The organism is Pseudomonas sp. NFX98 (genome assembly GCF_047784845.1).
GTDB lineage: Bacteria > Pseudomonadota > Gammaproteobacteria > Pseudomonadales > Pseudomonadaceae > Aquipseudomonas.
Window position 1 is genome coordinate 128,907 of sequence record NZ_JBLNNF010000013.1, and the last position, 24,585, is coordinate 153,491.

Sequence of the window (24,585 nt, forward strand, 5' to 3'; positions counted from 1 at the left end):
CCTTCAAGCAGTTTTCGGGATGAGACGCTCGAACAGCGCCTCTACAGTATTAAAGCGCTCTTCCGGGCGTTCCATCGGGACCTGGAATTTAAACATCGTCGCGCCTTCGAATTTGTAGCGTTTTGGCTGACTCTGGATCAGTTTGATCAGGGTCAGCGGATCGACCGGTGTTTGCGCCGCGAACTCGATTCGCCCGCCCTGCGGGCCGCCGTCGACTTTCTTGATGCCCAGTAACTCGGCCTGCAATTTCAGGGCGGTGATGCGCATCAGGTTCTTGGTCGGCTCCGGCAACAGGCCGAAACGATCGATCATCTCCACCTGCAAATCCTTGAGACCTTCTTCGTCGGTGGCCGAGGCGATTCGCTTATAGAGAATCAGGCGGGCGTGAACGTCCGGCAGATAGTCTTCGGGAATCAATGCAGGTACGCGCAAATTGACTTCGGGTCCGCCGCCCAGCGGTTGATCGAGGTTCGGCTGTTCGCCCTTGCGGATCGACTTCACCGCACGTTCGAGCATTTCCATGTACAGCGTGAAGCCGACCGCCTGGATCTGCCCGCTCTGGCCGTCGCCGAGCAGTTCGCCAGCGCCACGGATTTCCAGGTCGTTGGTGGCGAGCACGAAGCCCGCGCCGAGGTCCTGAGTATTGGCAATAGCTTCCAGACGCTTTTCCGCGTCCGCGGTAATTTGCTGGCGCGGTGGTGTCAGCAGGTACGCATACGCCTGGTGGTGACTGCGTCCAACACGGCCGCGCAACTGGTGCAGTTGCGCCAGGCCGAATTTGTCAGCGCGCTCTATGATGATGGTGTTGGCGCTCGGTACGTCGATGCCGGTCTCGATGATGGTCGACGCAATCAGTACGTTGAAGCGCTTGTGGTAAAAGTCGCTCATCACCTGTTCGAGATCGCGTTCGCGCATTTGCCCGTGGCCGATGCCGATCCGTGCTTCAGGCACCAGTTCGGCCAGATCGGCGGCGCATTTCTCGATGGTCTTGACGTCGTTGTGCAGGTAGTAGACCTGACCGCCACGCAGCAACTCACGCAGCAGGGCCTCTTTGACCGTGCTCTTGTTCTGCTCCATGACGAACGTGCGCACCGACAGGCGACGGGCTGGCGGCGTGGCGATGATCGACAGGTCGCGCATGCCCGACACTGCCATGTTCAGCGTGCGCGGGATCGGCGTGGCGGTCAGCGTGAGAATGTCGACTTCACTGCGCAGCGCCTTGAGCTGTTCCTTCTGGCGCACACCGAAACGGTGTTCTTCGTCGATGATGACGAGGCCGAGGTTTTTGATTTTCACGTCGTCCTGCAGCAGCTTGTGCGTGCCGATGACGATGTCGATCTTGCCTTCGGCCAAGTCCGCGACCGCCGCGTTGACTTCCTTGGTCGACTTGAAGCGGCTCATCACTTCCACGGTCACCGGCCAATCGGCAAAGCGGTCACGGAAACTGTTGTAGTGCTGCTGGGCGAGCAGGGTGGTTGGCACCAGAATCGCCACTTGGCGACCACCATGAACCGCGATGAACGCGGCGCGCATGGCGACCTCGGTCTTGCCGAAGCCCACGTCACCGCACACCAGTCGATCCATCGGTTTGGGCGCAAGCATGTCTTCGCGCACGGCTTCGATGGTGGTTTGCTGGTCGGGGGTTTCTTCGAACGGGAAGCCGGCACTGAACGTGGCATAGTCGGCTTTCGGATCGGCGAAGGCATAACCTTCGCGGGCGGCGCGGCGGGCATAGATGTCGAGCAATTCCGCCGCCACGTCGCGCACCTGTTCGGCGGCCTTGCGCTTGGCTTTCTGCCAGGTCTCGGAGCCGAGACGGTGCAGCGGGGCCAAGGCGTCGTCGCTGCCGGTATAGCGTGCGATCAAATGCAGGTTGGCCACCGGCACGTAAAGCTTGGCGCCTTCGGCATATTCCAGCGCGAGGAACTCAGCGGCCTGGTTGTCGATTTCCAGCGTAGCGAGGCCGAGGTAGCGGCCGACACCGTGGTCGATATGCACCACCGGCGCGCCTTCGCGCAGCTCGGTGAGGTTCTTGATGACTGCATCGTTGTTGGCGTCGGCGCGTTTTTCGCGGCGACGGCGTTGCATCACGCGTTGACCGAACAGCGGGCTTTCGGCAACCAGCGCCAGAGCTGGATCGTCCAGCAACAAACCTTCATCCAGTGGCGCGATGGTGATCGCCAGGCGCTCTTTGCCGGCAACGAAATCCGGCCAACTGTCGACGGTCTTCGGTCGCAGCTTCAAGCGTTCCAACAACTCCAGCAGCACTTCGCGACGGCCCGCGGACTCGGCAGTAAACAGCACGCGACCGGGGAACTGATCGAGGAAATCCGCCAGCGCTGCCAACGGCTGCGTGGCCTTGGCTTCAATCGCGAGGTTCGGCAACTCACGCGCAGGGAAGCGCTCGCGACCGCCACCGCTTTCCACATCCTGTTGACTGGCCACCACGCGCGGCCAGTTCTTCAGGCGTGCGAAGCAATCCTCCACCGGCAGGAACAGTTCGGCGGGTGGCAATAAAGGACGGGACGGATCGACGCGGCGCTCTTCGTAGCGATTGCGCACGTCGTTCCAGAAGTTTTCCGCCGCCTGTTCGATGCCGGGCAAAGAGAACACTTGGGTGTCCTGGGGCAGGTAATCGAACAGCGTGGAGGTTTCCTCGAAGAACAGCGGCAGGTAGTACTCGATACCGGCCGGGGTAATCCCGCTGCTCAAGTCCTGGAAGATCGGGCAACGGCGGAAATCGACATCGAAGCGCTCGCGGAACCGTGCCTTGAAGCGAGTGACCGCTTCTTTTTGTAGTGGGAACTCCTTGGCCGGCAACAACTTGACCGAATCGACCTTGTCGATGGAACGCTGGTTTTCCGGATCGAAGGTGCGCAGGGTTTCGATTTCGTCGTCGAACAGGTCGATGCGATACGGCAGTTTGCTGCCCATCGGGAAGAGGTCGATCAGCGACCCGCGCACAGTGAATTCGCCGTGTTCGTACACGGTATCCACATAGCGGTAACCGGTGGCTTCAAGGCGGGTGCGCATTTGCTCGACGTCGAGCTTCTGGCCGACATCCAGCACCAGGCTGCTGCCGAGCAGGAATTTGGTCGGTGCGAGGCGATGCAGGGCGGTTGTGATCGGTACCACCAGCACGCCGTGGCTCAGTTCCGGCAGCCGATACAGACTGGCGATGCGCTGGGAAATGATGTCCTGGTGTGGCGAGAACAGATCGTAGGGCAGGGTTTCCCAGTCGGGAAAATGCAACACCGGCAAATCCGGGGCGAAGAAACTCAGCTCCTGTTCCAGCCGTTCGGCACTTTGGCTGTCGGCTGTAAGCAGCAGGGTAAAGCGCTTGGCAGCGCTGGCGGCCTCGGCGATGGCCAGGCTCAGGGCGGCACCGGGCAGGTTGCCCCAATGCTGTTTACCTGCCGCGGCAGGGAGATGCGGTAGACGCAGAACAGGCACGGAAGGTTGAGCTCCAAGCGTTGCGACAAAGTCGGTAATTGTAGCGGCCCCGGGTGCCGCCTGTCAGTTGCAGACTGCGTCTATTACGCAGGTTTGACGAAATGTAGTGGTAAAGACAAAAAAACGAGGTTTTTTACTGATAAATACCGAATATGTAGTGATAAAACCAGCGAGTGTTACGGAGGGTTACGGACAAGGTAGCGTTGTCTCCAAAAAATTGACTGTGCTGAAAGCCCCGGTTTTACTGGGCTTTAGCGCAGCGTAAATTTTTTGAACGGAAATTTGTTACCGATTGCACGACAGGCGCGCATTGCTACAAGAGGAACAGAGCGGCATAATGTAGCCCCTTTTTTCTGCCCCTACATGTGGAAGGTTCCCGTGACTCAGAAGCCCGACCAGTGTCTTGGTGAATGGATCGACCGTGAAGCACTCGCAGAAGCGATGATTCCGCTTATCGGTCAGCTCTACCGCAATAACAACGTGGTGAGCTCGATCTATGGCCGCAGCCTGATCAATCGTTCAGTCATTGCGATTCTCAAAGCTCACCGCTTTGCTCGTCACCGTCAGTCCGACGAAAGCGAGCTGTCCGTCCACGAAACATTCCCGCTGATCAAGGCGATGAGCGAACTCAAGCTCGGCGCCGCTTCGGTGGACCTGGGCAAGCTGGCGGCCAAATTCAAGGCCGAAGGCAATGGCCGTACTGCCGAGCAGTTCGTCCGTGAAGAACTGGCCGACGTGGTTGGCCAGCAGAACGCTTCCGCCCGCAAAGGCACCGACGTTGTCCTCTACGGCTTCGGTCGTATCGGCCGTCTGCTGGCGCGCATCCTGATCGAGAAAACCGGTGGTGGCGACGGCCTGCGTTTGCGCGCCATCGTTGTCCGCAAGGGCGCCGAGAACGACCTGGTCAAGCGTGCCAGCCTGCTGCGCCGTGACTCGGTTCATGGTCCGTTCGATGGCACCATCACCATTGATGAAGCCAACAACACCATCAGCGCCAACGGCAACCTGATCCAGGTTATCTACGCCAAGAGCCCGGCTGAAGTCGACTACACCCAGTACGGCATCGAAAACGCTCTGATCGTCGACAACACCGGTGTATGGCGTGACGCCGATGGCCTGGGCCAGCATCTGGCCTGCCCGGGCGCTGCCCGCGTGATCCTCACCGCACCTGGCAAGGGCGCGCTGAAGAACATCGTGCATGGCATCAACCATGGCGACATCACCCCTGACGACAAGATCATCTCGGCGGCTTCCTGCACCACCAACGCCATCGTGCCGGTGCTCAAGGCAGTCAACGACAAGTACGGCATCGTCAACGGCCACGTCGAAACCGTTCACTCGTTCACCAACGACCAGAACCTGATCGACAACTTCCACAAGGGCAGCCGTCGTGGCCGCGCCGCGCCGCTGAACATGGTAATCACCGAGACCGGTGCCGCCACCGCAGCCGCCAAGGCGCTGCCAGTGCTCAAGGGCAAGCTGACCGGTAACGCGATTCGTGTTCCTACGCCGAACGTGTCGATGGCCATCCTGAACCTGAACCTGGAAAAGGCCACCACTCGCGAAGAGATCAACGAGTACCTGCGCCAGATGGCCATGCACTCGGATCTGCACAAGCAGATCGACTATGTGAGCTCCCAGGAAGTGGTTTCCACCGACTTCGTTGGCTCGCGCCACGCAGGCGTTGTGGACGCTGAAGCGACCATCACCCAAGACAACCGCGTTGTTCTGTACGTTTGGTACGACAACGAGTTCGGTTACAGCTGCCAGGTGGTTCGCGTGATGGAAGACATGGCCGGTGTAAACCCGCCAGCATTCCCGCGCTAAGCCTTAGCTGCACATGAAAACGCCCCGACTTTGGTCGGGGCGTTTTTGTTTGGTGCGCCCAGCATGGGCGCAATCTTGTGGGTGAAAGTCCCGCCGTAAGCTGACCACAGCGAACGAAGTGAAGCGCAACTGCATGAGGGTGACCGAGTGTGGGGAGGAAGCGTGAATCGAAGCCGTGAGCCGATGAACAAGAACCGGATACAAGGCGAAGCCGATCAGGGCGAGCGAGCCAAAAATCGCGAAGCTCTTGTGGTCAAAGATTAGGCTGCGTAAATCCGGCGGTTGTGCGGTGAAGGATTGCGGTCTTACCTGGGGAGATCTCGCCTTGTGCCTGAAAGGGCGACGGCGCCAGCCGGAGCGAGAAGTCAGCAGAGGCCGTAGTAGTCTTTTTTTTTTGACGAAGGGCCGAACGAGAGAAAGCGTTATAAGCCATGTTGATGCGAAAGACCGGAAGTCAGATGGATCAGGCGGTTATCCGGCTGATTCGCGCCTATCTGGATGCGGGAACGCTGATCAATGGAGCGGTCGAGAAAAGCCGCTGCGGGGCGCCACAAGGCGGCCCGCTGTCGCCGTTGCTAGCGAATGTTCTGCTGGACGAAGTGGATCGGGAGCTTGAACGTCGAGGTCATTGCTTCGTGCGCTATGCCGACGATGCGAATGTGTATGTTCGCAGCCGCAGGGCGGGACAGCGGGTAATGGCTTTGCTGAAGCGTCTGTATGAAAAGCTGCACTTGAGCGTCAACGAGAGCAAGAGTGCGGTGGCGAGTGCATTTGGTCGCAAGTTTCTTGGATACGCCTTCTGGGCATCTCCACAAGGCGTCAAAAGAGCAGTGGCGGTCAAGGCGCGCAAGCAGTTCAAGCAGCGGATACGCGAACTCACCCGTCGCTCAGGCGGGCGCAGTATGCGGCAAGTTGCCGAGAACCTACGGCCTTATCTCTTGGGCTGGAAAACTTACTTTGGGTTGTCACAAACACCGAAAATCTGGCGAGAGCTTGATGAATGGATACGACACCGACTGCGAGCGATCCAGCTTAAGCAATGGAGGCGTGGACCGACGATCTACCGCGAACTGAGGGCGCTGGGAGCCAGCAGCCATTCGGCCCGGAAAGTGGCGGCCAACTCATATAGTTGGTGGCGTAACAGCCGATTTGAGCTGAATCGAGTGTTGGATTTGGCGTGGTTCGACAGGCTGGGACTGGTACGACTCTCATGACCTCAATCTCTCGAACCGCCCGGTGCGGACCCGCATGCCGGGTGGTGTGGCAGGGGTACGGCCTATGAAGGCCGTCCCCTATGCCGATTGTTATTGAAAAGGCAAGATCAAAAGATCGCAGCCTTCGGCAGCACCTACAAAGGTATGCAATCCTGTAGGAGCTGCCGAAGGCTGCGATCTTTTATCTTGGTGTCAGTAGAGGCGAGATTTTTTGAGCGGATGGAAGGTTTTTTTTCTGGCGCTGATGGGTGTGTTGTCCGCTTGCGGCAACGGCGACACTCTGGAAAGCTTCGGCGGCCCGACCATGGGCAGCACTTATTCGATCAAGTATGTGCGCCATGCCGGCCTTGCGGCGTCGGACGAGGTCCGCGTTCAGGTCGAGCAGATCCTAGCCGACATTGACCGGCAAATGTCGACCTACCGCAGCGACTCCGACATCGAACGCTTCAACCAATTGCCCGCCAACCATTGTCAGAAAATGCCCGCGCCGGTTCTTGAATTGATCCGCGTTGGCGAGCAGCTGTCAGAGCAAAGCGAAGGCTCCTATGATTTGACGGTAGAGCCGCTACTCAATCTCTGGGGTTTCGGCCCCCAGGCACGAGAAGAAAAAATCCCGACGGCGGAAGCACTTGCCGAGGTACGCCGGCGAGTCGGTCATGATCATTTGCGCATCAACGGTGATCAGTTGTGCAAAGACGCTGCGGTCGAAGTCGATTTCAACAGCATTGCTGCCGGCTACGCGGTGGACACGATTGCCGCGAAGCTCGATGCGCTCGGAGTTCAGAACTTTCTTGTCGAAGTGACTGGCGAACTCAAGGCGTCCGGCAAGAAGCTCGATGGCTCACCGTGGCGCATTGCCCTGGAAGAACCTCGCGATGATCAACAAGTGGCCGAGCGCATCGTCGCCATCGACGGCTACGGGCTCTCCACGTCTGGCGACTACCGCAATTATTTCTCGCAGGGCGGCCAGCGTTATTCCCACACCCTCGATGCCCGCACCGGTGCGCCGGTCTCACACACGCTGGCGTCCGTCACGGTAATTCATCCTTCTGCGTTGATGGCCGATGGCTTATCGACGCTGTTGTTGATTCTCGGCCCTGAGCGCGGTTGGGACTACGCGGAAAAACACGATGTCGGCGCATTTTTTGTGATTCGTGCCGATACAGGTTTCGTCACACGCAGCAGTCACGCTTTTGAACGTCTCAGTGGCAAAAAAACCGAATGATTTCGGCGATTTGAGCATTGAAAACTGGCGTTGTAGCGCAGGCAAAAGTAGCCTACGACGCGACCAAGGGTTAATGTGCGCGGCGTTGACGCTTCTATAGACTGTGTCCGGGTTCTGCACTGGCCCCAAATTGTTCCTTCACGCCACAGATTGGCGTGATTTAGCCGCAGGCGCCGATGGCGTCACGGCCTGTTCTGAGGAGTACGCATGGCTGTCTACAACTACGACGTGGTGGTGCTGGGTTCCGGCCCGGCAGGGGAAGGCGCGGCAATGAACGCCGCCAAGGCAGGGCGCAAGGTGGCGATGGTCGATAGCCGTCGCCAGGTCGGCGGCAACTGCACTCACTTGGGCACCATCCCGTCCAAGGCACTGCGTCACTCGGTCCGGCAGATCATGCAGTTCAACACCAACCCGATGTTCCGGGCCATTGGTGAGCCGCGCTGGTTCTCGTTCCCGGACGTGCTGAAAAGCGCTGAAAAAGTCATCTCCAAACAAGTCGCCTCGCGTACCGGCTACTATGCCCGTAACCGCGTCGACGTGTTCTTCGGCACCGGCAGCTTCGCCGACGAGCAAACCGTGGAAGTGGTCTGCGCTAACGGCGTGGTCGAAAAACTGGTGGCCAAACACATCATCATCGCCACCGGTTCGCGCCCGTATCGCCCGGCCGATATCGATTTCCATCACCCGCGTATCTACGATAGCGACACCATCCTCAGCCTTGGCCACACCCCGCGCAAACTCATCGTTTACGGGGCCGGCGTAATCGGTTGCGAATACGCCTCGATCTTCAGTGGTCTGGGTGTACTGGTTGAACTGGTGGATAACCGTGGTCAGTTGCTGAGCTTCCTCGACTCGGAAATTTCCCAGGCGCTGAGTTATCACTTCAGCAACAACAACATCACAGTTCGCCACAACGAAGACTACGACCGCGTCGAAGGCGTGGACAACGGCGTGATCCTGCACCTCAAGTCCGGCAAGAAGATCAAGGCCGACGCCTTGCTCTGGTGCAACGGCCGTACCGGCAACACCGATCAGTTGGGCCTGGAAAACATCGGCGTGAAGGTCAATGGCCGTGGCCAGATCGAAGTCGACGAAAACTATCGCACCGGCATCCAGAACATTTACGGCGCCGGTGACGTGATCGGCTGGCCAAGCCTGGCCAGTGCCGCGCACGACCAGGGCCGTTCGGCTGCGGGCAGCATCGTCGATAATGGCAGCTGGCGTTTCGTGAATGACGTGCCGACCGGCATCTACACCATTCCGGAGATCAGCTCGATCGGCAAGAACGAGCAGGAACTGACCCAGGCTAAAGTGCCGTACGAAGTGGGCAAGGCGTTCTTCAAGAGCATGGCGCGTGCGCAGATCGCCGGTGAGCCGCAAGGCATGCTGAAAATCCTGTTCCACCGTGAAACCCTGGAAGTGCTGGGCGTTCACTGCTTCGGTTATCAGGCGTCGGAGATCGTGCACATCGGTCAGGCGATCATGAACCAGCCGGGCGAACTCAATACCCTGAAGTACTTCGTCAACACCACGTTCAACTACCCGACCATGGCCGAAGCCTATCGGGTAGCGGCTTACGACGGCCTCAACCGGCTTTTTTGAGCGGCTCCGGCCGGTGGCCTGAGCCGGCCGGGGAGACCGATTTCAGCAATTCTCGAGCGTGGCAGTGGCCAAACCGGGAAAGTCTGTAATCAGGCTGTCAACGCCGAAGTCGGCGAGTCTGCGCATCAGCGCGGGCTCGTTGACTGTCCATACCGACACATGCAGCCCCTGACGCTGCGCCTTCTGCAGGCGTTCCGGCGTACACAGGGTCCAGTTCAGCGCCAGAATCTCACAGCCATAGCTTGCCGCGACCTTCAACGGATCGAGCCAGGCGTACTCGGCCACCAGTCCACGGGAAACGTCTGGCACCAGGTCCAGCGCGGCTTTCAGCACTTCCCGAGAACTTGAGGTGATGGTCACCTTGTCCAGCAGGCCATGCCGTTGTGCCATTTCGCGGATCGCCAGCACGGTGGTTGCAGCGCGGGTCCGTGAGGCGCTTTTGACCTCCAGTTGCCAGTGGTCGAAGTCGCATTTCTCGAACAGTTCTTCCAGCGTCGGAATCGGGCAGGGTTTGATCCAGCCCGGGCCACCCTTGCGCGCGTCGTAGGTCACCAGATCCGCCGCCGTGTGTTCGACGACCTTGCCGCGCCGGTCAGTAGTGCGCTTGAGTGTCGGGTCGTGGATGACCATCAACTCGCCATCCATGGACAGGTGCAGGTCCAGTTCGCAACGGCGTACGCCGTGCTTGAGACATTCCTGAAAACTGGTCAGGGTATTTTCCGGTGCTTCGCCCTTGGCGCCGCGATGGCCGTAGATGAGGGTCACGGTTCTTCCTTAAATTAATTGCCGGATTCGAGTTGTTCGCGGGCCAGGCGTCGTTCCTGGGCCTGCTTCTGCAAGATGTGGCGGGCGAGCAGCTGTCGCTGGGCGTCGGTCAGGTGTTCGAACTCGGTGCCGACGTCGTAGCCATCGCCCTTGCGGTCGCAATGGGTGACGCGAGCGCGCAGCAACAGGCCCAGGGCTTGCGGCATCAGCACCAGTTTGACCGAAAGGCGTGCGTCAGTGGCGATAGGCGTTGGATGCTGAAAGTCGATGCCGCCTTCGGAAATGATCACCGGCTGCGGCTCGCCGATCTGCCCAAGTACCGTCAGCGCGACGACCTGGCTCAGCAAATCGATGCGCTTGTTCTGCGACTTGAGGAATGCAGCGGTCGTGCGGTCGCGTTCGCTGATCTGGCGCAACAGGTGCTGCGACTCGAATTCGCTCAGGTGCAATTCGCTGAGCAGGTTGAAGAGTGGGGAAGCATCCTGCAACACTTCCTGGCCTGCGGCTTCGGGAGCGGACAGGGGCCGAATTTCCAGTGCGATCGTGTCCTCGATACGGTAGTATTCGCGGCGATCTTCTTCATCTAATGTCGACATGGCGAACCCATGGTAGCGGCGGTGGTCTGAGTGTAAAGCTGGTTATCGACCCCCGCCACAAGGACGTTCCTTTTCCCTCCGAACAAGCCCCGACATGTTCAGACCTCTCTTCGTATTTATCGGCACGCGTTATACCCGTGCAAAGCGTCGCAATCATTTTGTGTCATTCATTTCGCTGACTTCGATGATTGGGCTCGCCCTTGGCGTGGTCGTGATGATTGTAGTGCTGTCGGTCATGAACGGCTTCGATCATGAGATGCGCACCCGCGTGCTGGGCATGGTGCCCCACGCGACCATCGAATCCGGCGAGTCGATCAGCGATTGGCAAAGCCTGGCCGCCAAGGTCAAGCAGAACCCGCAGGTGACGGCCGTGGCGCCGTTCACGCAAATGCAGGGTTTGCTGACCAACAACGGCAAAGTCTCGAAAGTCCTGCTCAATGCCATCGACCCGGCGCTGGAGCGCCAGGTGTCGATCATTGATCACTTCATGCAGCAGGGCAAACTCGACGCTCTGAAGCCTGGCGAGTTCGGCATCGTTATCGGCGACAAGGCAGCGGCCAAGCTCGGCGCGGCGATCGGCGACAAGCTGACCTTCGTCGCGCCGGAAGTCACCGTGACCCCGGCCGGGATGTTCCCGCGCATGAAACGCTTCACCGTGGTCGGCATCTTCCATGTCGGCGCCGGCGAGATCGACGGCTACCTGGGCATCACCAATCTTCAGGACCTGGCGCGCTTGCATCGCTGGAAACCGGATCAGGTCCAGGGCATCCGCCTGAAATTCGACGATCTGTTCCAGGCACCGCGCACCGCGTGGAGCATCGCTCGCGAGCTCGGTGAAGATCATTACTACGCCCGCGACTGGACCCGCACCCACGGCAATCTGTATCAGGCAATCCGCATGGAAAAAGCCATGATCGGCCTGCTGTTGCTGCTGATCGTTGCGGTCGCCGCGTTCAACATCATTTCCACGCTGGTGATGGTGGTGAACGACAAGAAGGGCGACATCGCGATCCTGCGCACTCTCGGCGCCACGCCGGGCACGATCATGCGCACGTTCATGGTGCAAGGCACGGTCATTGGCGTGGTCGGTACGGCGATCGGCGCTGTGGTCGGGATCTTCGCCGCGTTGAATGTCAGTGCCGCGATCTCGGCACTCGAAGGCCTGATCGGGCATAAATTCCTCAACGCCGACGTTTACTTCATCGATTACCTGCCGTCGCAAGTGCAGAGCCAGGACGTGGTGATGGTCTGTTCTGCGGCGTTGGTCCTGAGTTTCCTCGCCACCCTGTATCCAGCCTGGCGTGCCGCGCGCACCCAGCCTGCGGAGGCGCTACGTTATGAGTGAGTCGGGCATGACTGATAAAGCAATCTTGAGCTGCCGCAACCTCGGTAAATCCTACGAGGAAGGTCCTGAGTCGGTAGAAGTTCTGGCCGGTCTGCAACTGGAGCTGCATCCAGGTGAGCGCGTGGCGATCATCGGCAAATCAGGTTCGGGCAAAAGTACCTTGCTCAATTTGCTCGGCGGTCTCGATACGCCGACCCAAGGCAGCGTCTGGCTCGACGGCGAAGAGCTCTCGGCGCTGAGCGAGAAGAAGCGTGGTTTGTTGCGTAACCGCGCCCTCGGCTTCGTGTACCAGTTCCACCACTTGCTTCCCGAGTTCACCGCCCTGGAAAACGTCTGCATGCCGCTGTTGATCGGCAAGACCGCGATCCCGGAAGCGCGCAAGCGTGCCACGGCGTTGCTGGAGCGGGTAGGGCTGGGCCATCGCTTGGAACACAAACCAGCCGAATTGTCCGGTGGTGAACGCCAGCGCGTAGCCATCGCCCGTGCCCTGGTGAACAATCCTGGCCTGGTGATGCTCGACGAGCCGACCGGCAACCTCGACTCCCACACCGCCGAAGGCATTCAGGACTTGATGCTGGAGCTCAGCACCTCGATGCGCACGGCGTTCCTGGTAGTGACCCACGACCTGAACCTGGCCCGCCAGATGGACCGCGTCCTGCACTTGCAGGAAGGTTGCCTGACTCCCATCTAACGGATTGAAACCCGACGCGGCTGAAAGGTGCGTCGGGTCTTTTATTTTTATACGGTGCCCCAGCGAATGTTCAGACCGTTATCGATCTTTATCGGCACGCGCTATACCCGCGCCAAGCGCCGCAATCGCTTTGTTTCCTTCATTTCGATGACCTCGATGATCGGCCTCGCCCTGGGCGTGCTGGCGATGATCGTGGTGCTGTCGGTGATGAACGGCTTCCAGCGCGAAATGAGCTCGCGCATCCTCGGCATGGTGCCTCACGCGACCATCGTCGGCGTGAATCCGATTGACGATTGGCAGCCCGTTGCAGCGGCCGCCATGAAGAACCCGGAAGTCACCGCCGCCGTGCCGTTCACCGAGATGGAAGGCATGCTGTCCTACAAGGGCACGATGCAACCGATCCAGGTCAGCGGCGTCGATCCTGCGCTGGAAGGCCAGGTGTCGATCGTGGCCAAGCACATTGTCCAGGGGCGTCTCGATGCCTTGAAACCGGGCGAGTTTGGCGTGGTGATCGGCGAGATCACGGCGCGGCGCTTCCGCTTGAATGTCGGCGACAAGATCACCCTGATCGTGCCGGAAGTCAGCAATGCACCGGGCGGCATTACCCCGCGCATGCAGCGCTTGAATGTGGTTGGCGTGTTCAAGGTCGGCGCCGAACTGGATGGTTCCATGGCGCTGATCCACGTTGCCGACGCCGCGCAGATGCAGCACTGGGAACCGAATCAGGTACAGAGCGTGCGCCTGGCGGTGAAGGATCTGTACGCCGCGCCGCAAGTGTCGAGCACCATCGCCACCGGGCTGGGCGCCGCTTACAAGGCTGACGACTGGACCCACACCCAGGGCAGTCTGTTCAGCGCGATGAAAATGGAAAAAACCATGATCGGCCTGCTGTTGCTGATGATCGTCGCGGTGGCGGCGTTCAACATCATCGCGACCTTGATCATGGTGGTGAACGACAAGGGCGCGGACATCGCGATCCTGCGCACCATCGGTGCCACACCGCGACAGATCATGGCTATCTTCATGGTCCAGGGCACTGTGATCGGGATCGTCGGCACCTTGATTGGTGGCGTGCTCGGTGTCATTGCGGCGTTGAACGTCAGCGAGATGGTCGGCTGGGTGGAGCGGGTCACCGGGCAGCACATCTTCAGTTCAGACGTGTATTTCGTCAGCAACTTGCCGTCTGAATTGCAGGGCGGGGATGTCGCGTTGATCTGCACGGCGGGGTTTGTCTTGAGCTTCCTGGCGACGGTTTACCCGGCTTGGCGGGCGGCGAAGATCGAACCGGCTCACGCGTTGCGGTATTCGTAACCACTGAAATCGCTATCGCTGGCAAGCCAGCTCCCACAGGGTTTTGAGTTGTTCACACAGGTGTGATTCAACCCTTAATTTGTGGGAGCTGGCTTGCCAGCGATGAGGCCAGTGCTGCCAGCCTCAATCCTTCTTTGGTAACTCGATCAAAAACCTGGTCCACCCATCAGCTGATTCGCAACGAATCTGCCCACCATGCGCGCGGATGATCGACTGAGTGATCGCCAGCCCCAGTCCCGCATGTTCACTGCTACCTTCCTGCCTCGCCGGATCAGCTCGATAAAATCGGTCAAACAACCGTGGCAACAACTCCGCTGAAATGCCCTCGCCACTGTTCTCGACCGACACGCGCACCCCTTTTGGCTGATCGAGAATGGACAAGCGCACATAGCCCTCCGCCGGGGTAAACCGTAGCGCGTTATCCAGTAAATTCGACAAGGCTCGGCGCAACATGCTGCGATCACCCTCGATCTGCGCATTGCCCTCTCGACTCAGCTTCACCCCGGCGTCCTCCGCCAGCGGTGCAAAAAACTCCAGCAACACGTCCGTCTCATCCGCCAGTTCCAGCGTTTCGCGTTTAGGCGTCAACAGGCCGTGGTCGGCTTTCGCCAGATACAACATGTCGTTGACCAGTTGTGCCATCCATTGCAGTTCTTCGAGATTGCTGTGCAGCGCTTCTCGATAGTCCTCGAGAGCGCGCGGGCGGGTGAGGGTGACCTGGGTGTGGGTCAGCAGGTTCGACAGCGGCGTGCGCAGTTCATGGGCAATGTCGGCGGAGAACGCCGACAGCCGTTGAAATGAGTCGTCGAGACGTCCGAGCATGGCGTTGAAGTGGTGGGCCATTTCCGCCAGTTCCGGCGGCATGTTTTCTTCTGGAAGGCGCGCATTGAGCGATTGTGCCGAGACGCCGCTGGCGACGGCACTGATGCGCCGCAATGGCCGCAACCCGCTGCGCGCCGCCCAGGCACCGAGCAGGGCGGTGGCCAGGGCAGACAGGCCAACGGTTAGCCAGATCAAGTGCTGCATGCGTTGCAGGAAATGCTGGTGATGGGTGATGTCCAGCAAAAGCGTCAGTTGCGGGGAGTCGGGTTTGTCGACGAATAGCGGCGCATTGAGTACACGGTAGTCGGTGCCGTCGTCGTTTAGGGTCGACAGGCCCGGTTGTTGCGGGAGATTGTCGGGCAGGCTCGCCGAGCTGTCGTACCAACGCTTGCCATCGCTTCCTGTGATCCGCAACGAGAGATCTGCTTGCCGGCTCAACTCATCGGCCAGTTTGATTTCGCTGTCACTCGATTGAATGTCGTGTAGCGCGCGGCGCAAGCCAATCAGCTTGCCATCCAGCAATTGCTGATCGAGCTCAATGAAGTGCGTCTCGCTGGCGCGGCTGAACAACACTCCGGCAAACAGCGATACAACGGCGGTGCACGCCGCAAACAGTAGTGCCAGACGGTTGCTCAAGGACAATCGGCGCATCAGGCAGGACGCTCTTCAAGCACGTAACCCATGCCGCGCACGGTGTGGATCAGTTTGTTGGGGAACTCATCGTCGATCTTCAGGCGCAATCGACGGATCGCGACTTCGATGACATTGGTGTCGCTGTCGAAATTCATGTCCCAGACCTGGGAGGCGATCAACGATTTGGGCAGGACCTCGCCCTGGCGACGCAGAAGCATTTCCAGCAGGGCAAATTCCTTGGCTGTCAGGTCGATGCGCTGGCCGCCACGTTCCACTCGGCGACGGATCAGGTCCAGGCGCAGATCGGCCAGTTGCAGGCTGGTGTCCTGGGTTGCGCTGCTGCCACGGCGCAACAGGCTGCGCACCCGGGCCAGCAATTCGGAGAAAGCGAAAGGCTTGACCAGATAATCGTCGGCGCCGAGTTCGAGGCCGTGAACCCGATCCTCCACAGCGTCGCGAGCGGTGAGAAACAGCACCGGCGTGTCCAGGCCCGCGCTGCGCACCGCTTGCAGAATCTGCCAGCCATCGCGACCGGGTAGCATCACATCGAGAATCAGCAGCGCGTACTCACCACTCAACGCCATTTGCTGGCCGGTGCTGCCATCGGCCACCAGTTCGGTATTGAAACCGGCCTCGGCCAGGCCTTGGCGCAGGTAGTGGCCGGTTTTCGGTTGGTCTTCGACGATCAGCAGTTTCATGGGCAACTCAGGGCTAAATGGAACCAACGCTTTATACCGCGGGCGACGGTAATGCAGGTCAACCTGACAAAGTTGTAATCTGGCTGTCAGGTTGCGGGCAGCGGTGGAAGTTTAGAGTTTTCCACAGGCTGAACCTTATTTTGTTGGAGTACGACAATGTTTTTGCGCAAATCTGTGCTGCTGGTCACCTGTGTGCTGGCATTGAGTTCGCCGGTATGGGCGTCACCGGCGCATACCTATGACTTCGGTCAGCCGGCCCCGGCGTCCAAGGCGAGCCGCAGCGTTGAAGTGGTGATGGGCGACATGACGTTCACGCCCAAGGCCATCGACATCAAGGCTGGGGAAACCGTGCGCTTCGTCCTGGTGAATAAAGGTCAGTTGCTGCACGAATTCAACCTCGGTGATGCGGCGATGCACGCTAAACATCAACAGGAAATGTTGCAGATGCAGCAAAGCGGCATGCTGACGCCTACAGGCGTGAAGGAAATGGACCACGGCAGCATGGCCGGTATGGATCACGGTGCCATGGGACACGACATGAAGAGCGGCATGAAGCACGACGACCCCAACAGCGTGCTGGTGGAACCGGGCAAAACCGCCGAACTGACCTGGACTTTCAGCAAGGCTACCAACCTGGAATTTGCTTGTAACATTCCCGGCCATTACCAGGCCGGCATGGTCGGCAAATTGACTGTCAGTCAGTAAGCACTCAAAGGCGCGAGCAAAGGCTGATAGAATCCGCTGATTCTTCAGTCAGGTTTCCGCCATGCATCCCGCAGCCGAACACTCGCCGCTGGGCAAATCCAGCGAATACATCGCCACTTACACACCGTCCCTGCTGTTCCCGATCCCGCGCACCGCGAAGTGGGCCGAGCTGGGCCTGACGGCGCAAACCCTGCCGTACAAGGGTGTGGATTTCTGGAACTGCTTCGAACTGTCGTGGCTGTTGCCGTCGGGCAAACCAGTGGTGGCGATCGGCGAATTCAGCATCCCGGCGGATTCGCCGAACATCATCGAGTCTAAGTCGTTCAAGCTGTACCTCAACTCCCTGAACCAGACGCCGTTTGCCGATACCGCCACTCTGGAAGCGACGCTGGTCAAAGACCTGTCGGCTGCTGCCGGCAAAACGGTCGGCGTGCGCGTGCGAAGCCTGAAAGAGGTCGAGGCAGAAGGCGTCGTTGCGTTGCCGGGTGTGTGCATCGATGAACTGGATATCAGCGTCAGCAACTACGAACATCCGCGTCCGGAACTGCTGCGTTGCGATGATTCGCGCATTGTCGAAGAGAGCGTGCACAGCCACTTGCTCAAGTCCAATTGCCCGGTGACCAGTCAGCCTGACTGGGGCAGCGTGGTGGTGGAGTACCGTGGCGCGGCGCTGGATCACGCCAGTCTGCTGGAGTACATCGTCAGCTTCCGCCAGCACTCGGACTTTCATGAACAGTGCGTGGAGCGGATTTTCCTCGATCTGCAACGGTTGCTGAAGCCGGAGAAACTGACGGTTTATGCGCGCTATGTGCGACGTGGCGGGTTGGATATCAATCCGTATCGCAGCACGGAAGAGGTGCAACTGCCGAACCATCGTCTGGTCCGTCAGTAACCCTCTATCTGTGGGAGCTAGCCTGCTAGCGATGGTGTGTCAGTCGACATCAAGTTAGCTGACACTTCATCGCGAGCAAGCTCGCTCCTACAAGGTTTTGTGAGTTCAGATCCCCATGTTGACCAGGGCTTGCCCGATATTGCGCAGGGTGCCGGCGAGGGTAGGGTGTTCGAGTTCGAAGCGTTCGACGGCTAGGTTTACGTTGTCGGCAATGCTGGAGTCTTGGGTTTTGGTTTCGAGCTCAAGCTCCAGTTCGATCTGTTGCATCAGAGTACGCAGGTCTTCGCGCTCGACTTCAGTCAGCGGAGGATTCTGTTCCAATTGCTCGCGCAGGGCATTGAGCTGTTCTTGCAGTTCGCGGGCAGGCATGGCGTTCTTCCTTCTCTCGATTGGCACTGGCATAGACCGCAGCGTCAGGCCAAAGGTCTATGGCTGACCTTTAGATTAATCCACTCCCGCATAACCTGCATGCTTCATAGGTGTTAGGCCGCGATCAGGGCTTTTCGCCCTTGAGTCGACGCAGGCTGATATCCGCCAGGCAGGTGTCGAGCTCACCAAGATGATCGATCACCGAATGCACACCGAGACCAAACAATTGCATCGTTGCCTTCCCTCGCTTGATGTCCCGTTCCTGCGGCGACAATGCCTGCCATTGCATGGGCGAAAGTCCGCAAAGCGAGCCGCAGGATGCCAGGCCGATGGTCCACAGACCGGCATTGAGCCCTGATTGAAGCAGGCGTGGTTCACCGCTGACCAGCACGCAACCATCGAGTCGTTCGACGTTCAGCTCCATCAATGCCTGCCAGCACGCATTGGGCGCCGGCCAAGGTTTGATTGTTGCAAGGTGTTGCGGAGGTTTGACCCATTCCGGCAGGGCGATTGCCAGGGATTGGCTGAGGGCAGGGGGCAGTTCATCGAGCCAGGCGCAAGGTATTTGCTGGCGCTGCAAGCTGCGCAGGCTGTCGAGCGCGCCGGGGGTTGCCTCGGCGTGTTCGGCCAAATGGCCGCTGTTCAGACGCGTGTGAGCGCCGAAATCCACCAGGCAACCACTGAGGCCGAATAGCACGGCAGTCAGGTTCGGCGCGGTTTGAGGCTTGGTTTCGGCGTGCGGCATGTCAACGTCCCTGAAATAGCCTCAAGGCTAAGGTCCGTCGGTGACAGTTGAGTGACATGGATGTGAATCGCTCACAATCGACAGGAACTACCCGCAGACGCCCGGCTGCGATGCTGCCTAAAGTGGCGTTTCCGTCTTATACTAGCGGTCTTTGCGTCGAGCCCAGCGCTCGGCGACGGTCAGTCCAAGGAGTTCTTCTATGCGCTGGAGCAATCATCTAGCTCAGTTTTGTGTGTGCGCCAGCGCGATGCTGGTTCCGTTCGTTGCCCAGGCAGCGTCGGAAGATGACCCTTGGGAAAGCATCAACCGCCCGATCTATAAATTCAACGACGTGCTCGATACCTATGCTCTGAAGCCTTTGGCCCAGGGCTACCAGTTCGTGACGCCGCAGTTCCTTGAAGATGGCATCCACAACATGTTCCGCAACGTCGGCGATGTGACCAACCTTGCCAACGATATCCTGCAGGCCAAACCGGCAGCGGCTGGTGTCGACACTGCACGCTTGATCTTCAACACCACCTTCGGCCTGCTGGGTTTCTTCGACGTCGGCACCAAAATGGGCCTGCAACGCAACGACGAAGACTTCGGCCAGACCCTCGGTTATTGGGGCGTAGGCAGCGGTCCATATGTGATGCTGCCGCTGCTCGGCCCAAGCACCTTGCGTGATGCACCTTCGAAACTCGTCGACAGCTACACCGGCCCGTATCGCTATATCAATGATGTGCCGGTGCGCAATTCGGTCTTCGGCCTGAACATTGTCGATACCCGGGCGAACCTGCTGTCCTCCGAGAAATTGATCACTGGCGACAAGTACACCTTCATCCGTAATGCGTACTTGCAGAACCGTGAATTCAAGGTGAAAGACGGCCAGGTCGAAGACGATTTCTGATTTCTACCGGTAAAAAAGAAGGCGGCCATTGTGCCGCCTTCTGCATTTTTCGACCGCGAACGTCCTTACTTTGAGTTTCGGTTTTGGCTGTTCTTATAACTCCCGGTGATTTGACACAAGTGGATGTCAAGCGACCATCGGCGTGAGCTTGAAACGCCTCGCGGATGGGAGTACCGTCTGCGCCTTAGAAGGGCACCTCTGGTGAACCTGTGTGTAGGGCAAGTGCTCGATAACAGTGCGACAGAGAGGCTAGAAAGCGAATCCAGTAGTGTGAGCCGGGCCAAAATCCCGAGCCGCTACGCCAACCTAATTCTGGCGCCGTTTGCCCACATGCCAAAAACCAGTGCCACGCTGCTGATAATCGATGATGACGAAGTAGTGCGCGCGAGCCTCGCCGCCTATTTGGAAGACAGTGGTTTCAGCGTCTTGCAGGCCAGCAATGGTCAGCAGGGTCTTCAGGTATTCGAGCAAGACAAGCCCGACTTGGTCATCTGCGATCTGCGCATGCCGCAGATGGGCGGGCTCGAACTCATTCGCCAGGTCACCGAACTGTCACCGCAAACCCCAGTGATCGTGGTGTCGGGTGCCGGTGTGATGAACGACGCGGTCGAGGCTTTGCGCCTGGGCGCGGCGGATTACCTGATCAAGCCTCTCGAAGATCTGGCTGTGCTTGAGCACTCTGTGCGTCGGGCCCTGGATCGCGCGCGCCTGCTGCTGGAAAATCAGCGCTACCGCGAGAAGCTGGAAAAGGCCAACCGCGAACTCGCCGCCAGCCTGAACCTGCTCCAGGAAGACCAGAATGCCGGTCGCCAGGTGCAGATGAACATGCTGCCGGTCAGCCCTTGGACCATCGACGAGTTCAAGTTCGCTCACCAGATCATCCCGTCGCTGTACCTGTCGGGTGATTTTGTCGACTACTTCCGGGTCGATGAGCGTCGTGTCGCGTTCTATCTCGCGGACGTTTCCGGTCATGGCGCCTCTTCAGCCTTCGTCACCGTGCTGCTGAAGTTCATGACCACGCGCCTGCTGTTCGAGTCCAAGCGCAGCGGCACATTGCCGGAATTCAAGCCTTCAGAGGTTCTTGGTCATATCAACCGGGGCCTGATCAGTTGTAAGCTGGGTAAACACGTCACAATGGTCGGTGGAGTCATCGACGAGGAGACAGGTTTGTTGACCTATAGCATCGGTGGTCATTTGCCGTTGCCTGTGTTGTACACACCCGACAGTGTTCGTTATCTGGAAGGGCGTGGCTTGCCGGTGGGCCTCTTCAATGAAGCCACCTACGAAGACCACGTGCTGGAGTTGCCTCCGACGTTCAGCCTGACGCTGATGTCTGATGGCATTCTGGACCTTTTGCCAGAACCCACACTCAAAGAAAAAGAAGCTGCGTTGCCCCAACGGGTCAAGGCAGCGGGCGGCAGCCTGGATGGTCTGCGGCAGGTTTTTGGATTGGCCACGCTAGGGGAGATGCCGGATGATATCGCCCTGTTGGTGTTGAGCAGGAATCTTTAATGAGTACCGGTAGAATCCAGTTCGCCGAGCAGGACGGCACCTTCGTCCTGAAATTCGTCGGTGAAGTTCGCCTGACCCTGTGTTCGGCGTTGGATGCGACTATTGAGAAAATCTTCACCGCGATGAATTTCAACACGATCGTGATCGATTTGACCGAAACCCGCAGCATCGACAGCACCACCCTTGGGCTGCTGGCCAAACTGTCGATCCTGTCGCGGCAGAAAGTCGGCTTGCTGCCGACGGTCGTCACCACCCACGAAGACATTACCCGTCTGTTGCAATCCATGGGCTTCGAGCAGGTATTCAACATCGTTGACAAGCCTGTGCCATGCCCGGAATGCCTGGACGACCTGCCAGACCAGGACCAGTCCGAAGAAGTGGTGCGGATCAAGGTGCTTGAAGCGCACAAGATCCTCATGGGCCTGAACGACTCCAATCGTGAAGCTTTCCATGATCTGGTGAATGCGCTGGAGCGGCACTGACACCATAAGCAAGCGCGCATAAAAAAGGGCGAACCTGTGAGGGTTCGCCCTTTTTGCGTTTGCCTGTCAGCCGTTACAGCTTGGCCTGCAGCAACGCCTCCAGCTTCTCCTGGTCGCGAGCGAACTGGCGAATACCTTCAGCCAGTTTCTCGGTCGCCATGGCGTCCTCGTTGGACAGCCAGCGGAACTGCGCTTCATTGAGGTTCAGGCGCGCTTCACCGGCGTGACCGGGTGCCAGTTTGCGCTCCAGTTTGCCGGTATCTGCCGCCAGCTTGTCGATCAGGTCCGGGCTGATGGTCAAGCGGTCGCAACCGGCCAGTTGCTCGATCTGGCTCAGGTTGCGGAAGCTCGCGCCCATCACCACGGTTTTGTAATCGTTGGCCTTGTAGTAGTTGTAGATGCGCGTCACCGACTGCACACCAGGATCGTCCGCACCGGTGTACTCGTTGCCGGTGGCTTTCTTGTGCCAGTCATAGATACGGCCCACGAACGGCGAAATCAGGAACACCCCGGCGTCAGCGCAGGCGGCTGCCTGAGCGAAGGAGAACAGCAGGGTCAGGTTGGTCTGGATGCCTTCCTTCTCGAGGATCTCGGCCGCGCGGATGCCTTCCCAGGTGGAGGCGATCTTGATCAGTACGCGGTCGCGGCCAATACCGGCCTTTTCGTACAGCTCAATCAGACGATGCGCACGCTTGAGCACGGCGTCGGTGTCGAACGACAGGCGCGCATCCACTTCAGTGGAAATACGCCCCGGGATCACTTTAAGGATCTCTTGCCCAACCGCAACGCCAAAGCGGTCACTGGCCAGGCCGACATCGCCCTTGCAATCTCTGACGCAAGCGTTCAGCAGCTCGGCATACGCAGGAATGGCCGCAGCCTTGAGCAGCAGTGAAGGGTTGGTGGTTGCGTCTACCGGTTTAACGCGAGCGATCGCTTCGAAGTCGCCGGTGTCGGCAACCACGGTGGTCATTTGTTTGAGTTGTTCCAGCTTGGAAGTCATGGGCGTGCTCTGTCCTATGGGTCTGATGACATTACCCGAGCGCTGACAGCCACTCAAGGGCGCGTACGTGTATCAATGGCCCCGATGGCGACAACCTGAAAACGGTTGTTTGAATGGTGGGGGCGCAGTACCGGTAAATACGATGCCAAAACGGCGCGCAGGTTCAAAGCAAATGACCGGTGACGCCGCTGCGGCAACTTTCTCTCACATGGGTCAAGTCGGTGACTCAACGCCATTTGCCGTTCCAGGCGATATTGGGGCATGCGTAGTGGCATTAATCAACGCACTCAGTCGATGCAAGTTATAACGTTAAAATATGTCAAATAGTCAGGTTCAAATGCCATGTAATGTGAAGCTGATATGTATTTGTACTGGATGGGGTTATGACTTCACAGGGTAAGCGGGTGGCTGGCATTGTGGAGACCTTCGATGATCTCGTTCTTGGTTATACCTTAAAGAAACTGACTGAGGTTTTTGAGCAGCTGATGGCTGTTTCGAGATGCAATCATCCGGACAATATGGCTGGAATACTTGGAATGGGCCAAGTCAAGGCCGCAAGGAAGATTCCCGTCTGGCTAAAACGTGTGGGATGTAACACGCCCCTCCATGTTACCCATGTGTTGATCAGGCAAATGAACGACTCGCGTAACTTCAAGCAAGATCAGCGCCTTGAGGCGCAAACGGTATTATTGGAAGCCTTGGTGGAGGCAGCATTGGCCATGGATGAGGCGAGTTATACGCAGGCCACTAACAAAGTCAGCGGCCCGTCAGCGGAAATTTGATTGGTTACTGGGGGTTCAATATCGCTTGTACGGCAATTGCAGCAGGCTTGGGTTTACCATCCGACGTTACCAAACCAAAATTTCTCTCTCCATCGTTACTCCCTGAGTCATTGTTTTTCCATTCGTAGATTGAAAACAACGGTACGTTCAGCTTTTTAATCTCTGTAATGAAATTTGTGATTTTTGATGCTTGGCCGGCTGTTCCTCCGGTGCCGCTGACTGACGGCACTCCCCACTCGGAAGCGACACCCGGTAACTTGAAAGTGTCCAATATGAAAGTCTGGGTGCGGCTGATTTCTGTGGTCGACATTCCATAGGGGTGATATGAAATCGCGTTCAGGCATTTTGGGTGGTCAGTGAGAATCCTGGTCAGGGCAATCGTGCTCTTGGAGTCTTTGGTTGGTGCCTTTGCGAACCCGAAACCGATGACCGGGGTTGAGGCGGCGCGTTTATTCAATGAGGTACAGACTGCGCTCATGAAAGGAACAAAGGTGGTCTCGAAGTTGCCGGTTGGCCAGTAGGTCGGCAAGTCCGGTTCGTTCCAGATTTCAATAGCCAAAAGCTGAGAGTGATAGGTTTTCTCCAAATCAATGACTGACTGGGCGAACAATTCTCCTGCGGTCGTTAGGTCGTGGCTGCCGTCGGTGGTGTTGCTGGTCAATGCTTTTAACGAGCGAACCGTCATCAGCACCGGCAAATTCGCGGAGCTTGCAGCGGTAAAGGCATTTTTTAGCTGGGTTTGATATGCAGTGCTTCCCAGGCTGTTGGACCATACATCAAGGCGCACAAACGCGAAGCCGGCGGCCTTGATCTGTTGAGCGTCGGACGTGGTGAAATTTTGAATCTTTACTTGAATGCCGATCGTTTTGTTGTCTTGTGTAAGTGCGGGAAAGGTTTCACTGGCGAAGGCAGTGCAAACTGCGTTGAGCAAGACAAAGCTTGAGGTTGCGAGCAATCTGGATTTTGTCCATTTCATGTCTGACTCTCCTGGCAAATATATAAGCTTCTCTTTTATATGGGGTGGTAG

The 24,585-nt window shown here is 58.4% G+C and carries 21 protein-coding genes and 1 pseudogene; 13 read left to right on the top strand and 9 right to left on the bottom strand.

Annotated elements, in window-relative coordinates; all coding sequences use genetic code 11:
* Nucleotides 1-3 precede the first annotated feature (3 nt).
* A complete protein-coding gene (gene mfd, locus ACM110_RS18515) occupies nucleotides 4-3,453 on the bottom strand; it encodes a transcription-repair coupling factor (protein WP_416128901.1) in 3,450 nt (1,149 codons plus the stop codon).
* Nucleotides 3,454-3,816: 363 nt separating this feature from the next.
* On the opposite strand from mfd, the gene ACM110_RS18520 reads away from it, so the two are divergent.
* The 4 genes and pseudogenes from ACM110_RS18520 to sthA all read left to right on the top strand — a co-directional run bounded on the left by ACM110_RS18520 (nucleotide 3,817) and on the right by sthA (nucleotide 9,321).
* Nucleotides 3,817-5,280 (top strand): glyceraldehyde-3-phosphate dehydrogenase, encoded by a 1,464-nt coding sequence (locus ACM110_RS18520; RefSeq protein WP_338585645.1) that lies wholly within the window; start codon nucleotides 3,817-3,819, stop codon nucleotides 5,278-5,280.
* Between the two features lie 461 nt (nucleotides 5,281-5,741).
* A pseudogene (locus ACM110_RS18525) lies at nucleotides 5,742-6,494 on the top strand (group II intron maturase-specific domain-containing protein); the annotation flags it as partial.
* 244 nt (nucleotides 6,495-6,738) lie between these two features.
* Nucleotides 6,739-7,719, top strand: coding sequence for an FAD:protein FMN transferase (locus tag ACM110_RS18530; protein WP_416128971.1), 981 nt, complete (start codon nucleotides 6,739-6,741; stop codon nucleotides 7,717-7,719).
* Between the two features lie 207 nt (nucleotides 7,720-7,926).
* A complete protein-coding gene (gene sthA / locus ACM110_RS18535) occupies nucleotides 7,927-9,321 on the top strand; it encodes a Si-specific NAD(P)(+) transhydrogenase (protein WP_338585647.1) in 1,395 nt (464 codons plus the stop codon).
* Between the two features lie 42 nt (nucleotides 9,322-9,363).
* On the opposite strand, the gene ACM110_RS18540 is transcribed toward sthA, so the two are convergent.
* Nucleotides 9,364-10,086, bottom strand: coding sequence for a glycerophosphodiester phosphodiesterase (locus ACM110_RS18540; protein WP_416128902.1), 723 nt, complete (start codon nucleotides 10,084-10,086; stop codon nucleotides 9,364-9,366).
* A gap of 14 nt (nucleotides 10,087-10,100) precedes the next feature.
* Entirely contained in the window at nucleotides 10,101-10,682 is a 582-nt protein-coding gene (locus tag ACM110_RS18545; protein WP_338585649.1) for a PilZ domain-containing protein, read from the bottom strand.
* A 94-nt stretch (nucleotides 10,683-10,776) separates the two neighbouring features.
* Between ACM110_RS18545 and ACM110_RS18550 the strand changes: the two genes are divergently transcribed.
* The 3 genes from ACM110_RS18550 (at nucleotide 10,777) to ACM110_RS18560 (ending at nucleotide 14,029) form a co-directional block, all read left to right on the top strand.
* Nucleotides 10,777-12,027: a lipoprotein-releasing ABC transporter permease subunit gene (locus ACM110_RS18550; protein WP_416128903.1), complete on the top strand. Its 1,251-nt coding sequence runs from the start codon at nucleotides 10,777-10,779 to the stop codon at nucleotides 12,025-12,027.
* Nucleotides 12,028-12,034: 7 nt separating this feature from the next.
* Nucleotides 12,035-12,718 carry a lipoprotein-releasing ABC transporter ATP-binding protein LolD gene (gene lolD, locus ACM110_RS18555; RefSeq protein WP_416128904.1) on the top strand — a complete coding sequence of 228 codons (684 nt, stop codon included), beginning with the start codon at nucleotides 12,035-12,037 and terminating at the stop codon, nucleotides 12,716-12,718.
* Between the two features lie 66 nt (nucleotides 12,719-12,784).
* On the top strand, nucleotides 12,785-14,029 hold the full coding sequence (locus tag ACM110_RS18560; RefSeq protein ID WP_416128905.1) for a lipoprotein-releasing ABC transporter permease subunit: 1,245 nt from the start codon (nucleotides 12,785-12,787) through the stop codon (nucleotides 14,027-14,029).
* Between the two features lie 123 nt (nucleotides 14,030-14,152).
* On the opposite strand, the gene ACM110_RS18565 is transcribed toward ACM110_RS18560, so the two are convergent.
* Both ACM110_RS18565 and ACM110_RS18570 read right to left on the bottom strand, forming a co-directional pair.
* Nucleotides 14,153-15,502: a heavy metal sensor histidine kinase gene (locus tag ACM110_RS18565; protein WP_416128906.1), complete on the bottom strand. Its 1,350-nt coding sequence runs from the start codon at nucleotides 15,500-15,502 to the stop codon at nucleotides 14,153-14,155.
* On the bottom strand, nucleotides 15,502-16,182 hold the full coding sequence (locus ACM110_RS18570; protein ID WP_416128907.1) for a heavy metal response regulator transcription factor: 681 nt from the start codon (nucleotides 16,180-16,182) through the stop codon (nucleotides 15,502-15,504). Before ACM110_RS18570 ends, ACM110_RS18565 begins: the two co-directional genes overlap by 1 nt.
* 156 nt (nucleotides 16,183-16,338) lie before the next feature.
* Here ACM110_RS18570 and ACM110_RS18575 point away from each other — a divergent pair, with 156 nt between their 5' ends.
* Nucleotides 16,339-16,887 carry a plastocyanin/azurin family copper-binding protein gene (locus tag ACM110_RS18575; protein ID WP_416128908.1) on the top strand — a complete coding sequence of 183 codons (549 nt, stop codon included), beginning with the start codon at nucleotides 16,339-16,341 and terminating at the stop codon, nucleotides 16,885-16,887.
* A gap of 61 nt (nucleotides 16,888-16,948) precedes the next feature.
* Nucleotides 16,949-17,779, top strand: coding sequence for an NADPH-dependent 7-cyano-7-deazaguanine reductase QueF (gene queF, locus ACM110_RS18580; RefSeq protein ID WP_416128909.1), 831 nt, complete (start codon nucleotides 16,949-16,951; stop codon nucleotides 17,777-17,779).
* 105 nt (nucleotides 17,780-17,884) lie between these two features.
* Here the strand turns inward: queF and ACM110_RS18585 are convergent, their stop codons facing one another.
* Together ACM110_RS18585 and ACM110_RS18590 are read right to left on the bottom strand one after the other, a co-directional pair.
* Nucleotides 17,885-18,148 carry a DUF4404 family protein gene (locus tag ACM110_RS18585; RefSeq protein WP_338585659.1) on the bottom strand — a complete coding sequence of 88 codons (264 nt, stop codon included), beginning with the start codon at nucleotides 18,146-18,148 and terminating at the stop codon, nucleotides 17,885-17,887.
* Between the two features lie 124 nt (nucleotides 18,149-18,272).
* Nucleotides 18,273-18,893, bottom strand: a complete 621-nt coding sequence (locus ACM110_RS18590; protein WP_416128910.1) for an HAD family phosphatase — start codon at nucleotides 18,891-18,893, stop codon at nucleotides 18,273-18,275.
* 199 nt (nucleotides 18,894-19,092) lie between these two features.
* On the opposite strand from ACM110_RS18590, the gene ACM110_RS18595 reads away from it, so the two are divergent.
* From ACM110_RS18595 to rssC, 3 genes are all read left to right on the top strand, one after another.
* On the top strand, nucleotides 19,093-19,782 hold the full coding sequence (locus ACM110_RS18595) for a VacJ family lipoprotein (RefSeq protein ID WP_338585663.1): 690 nt from the start codon (nucleotides 19,093-19,095) through the stop codon (nucleotides 19,780-19,782).
* A 330-nt stretch (nucleotides 19,783-20,112) separates the two neighbouring features.
* Complete coding sequence (rssB, locus tag ACM110_RS18600; protein WP_047531309.1) at nucleotides 20,113-21,294, top strand: two-component system response regulator RssB; 1,182 nt, start codon at nucleotides 20,113-20,115, stop codon at nucleotides 21,292-21,294.
* Entirely contained in the window at nucleotides 21,294-21,776 is a 483-nt protein-coding gene (rssC, locus tag ACM110_RS18605; RefSeq protein WP_416128911.1) for an anti-sigma factor antagonist RssC, read from the top strand. Before rssB ends, rssC begins: the two co-directional genes overlap by 1 nt.
* Before the next feature lie 73 nt (nucleotides 21,777-21,849).
* Here the strand turns inward: rssC and tal are convergent, their stop codons facing one another.
* Nucleotides 21,850-22,776 (bottom strand): transaldolase, encoded by a 927-nt coding sequence (gene tal, locus ACM110_RS18610; RefSeq protein WP_416128912.1) that lies wholly within the window; start codon nucleotides 22,774-22,776, stop codon nucleotides 21,850-21,852.
* A gap of 383 nt (nucleotides 22,777-23,159) precedes the next feature.
* On the opposite strand from tal, the gene ACM110_RS18615 reads away from it, so the two are divergent.
* Entirely contained in the window at nucleotides 23,160-23,558 is a 399-nt protein-coding gene (locus ACM110_RS18615) for a hypothetical protein (protein WP_416128913.1), read from the top strand.
* Between the two features lie 4 nt (nucleotides 23,559-23,562).
* Here ACM110_RS18615 and ACM110_RS18620 read toward each other — a convergent pair whose 3' ends face one another.
* On the bottom strand, nucleotides 23,563-24,534 hold the full coding sequence (locus tag ACM110_RS18620) for a glycosyl hydrolase family 5 (RefSeq protein ID WP_416128914.1): 972 nt from the start codon (nucleotides 24,532-24,534) through the stop codon (nucleotides 23,563-23,565).
* Between the last annotated feature and the right edge of the window lie 51 nt (nucleotides 24,535-24,585).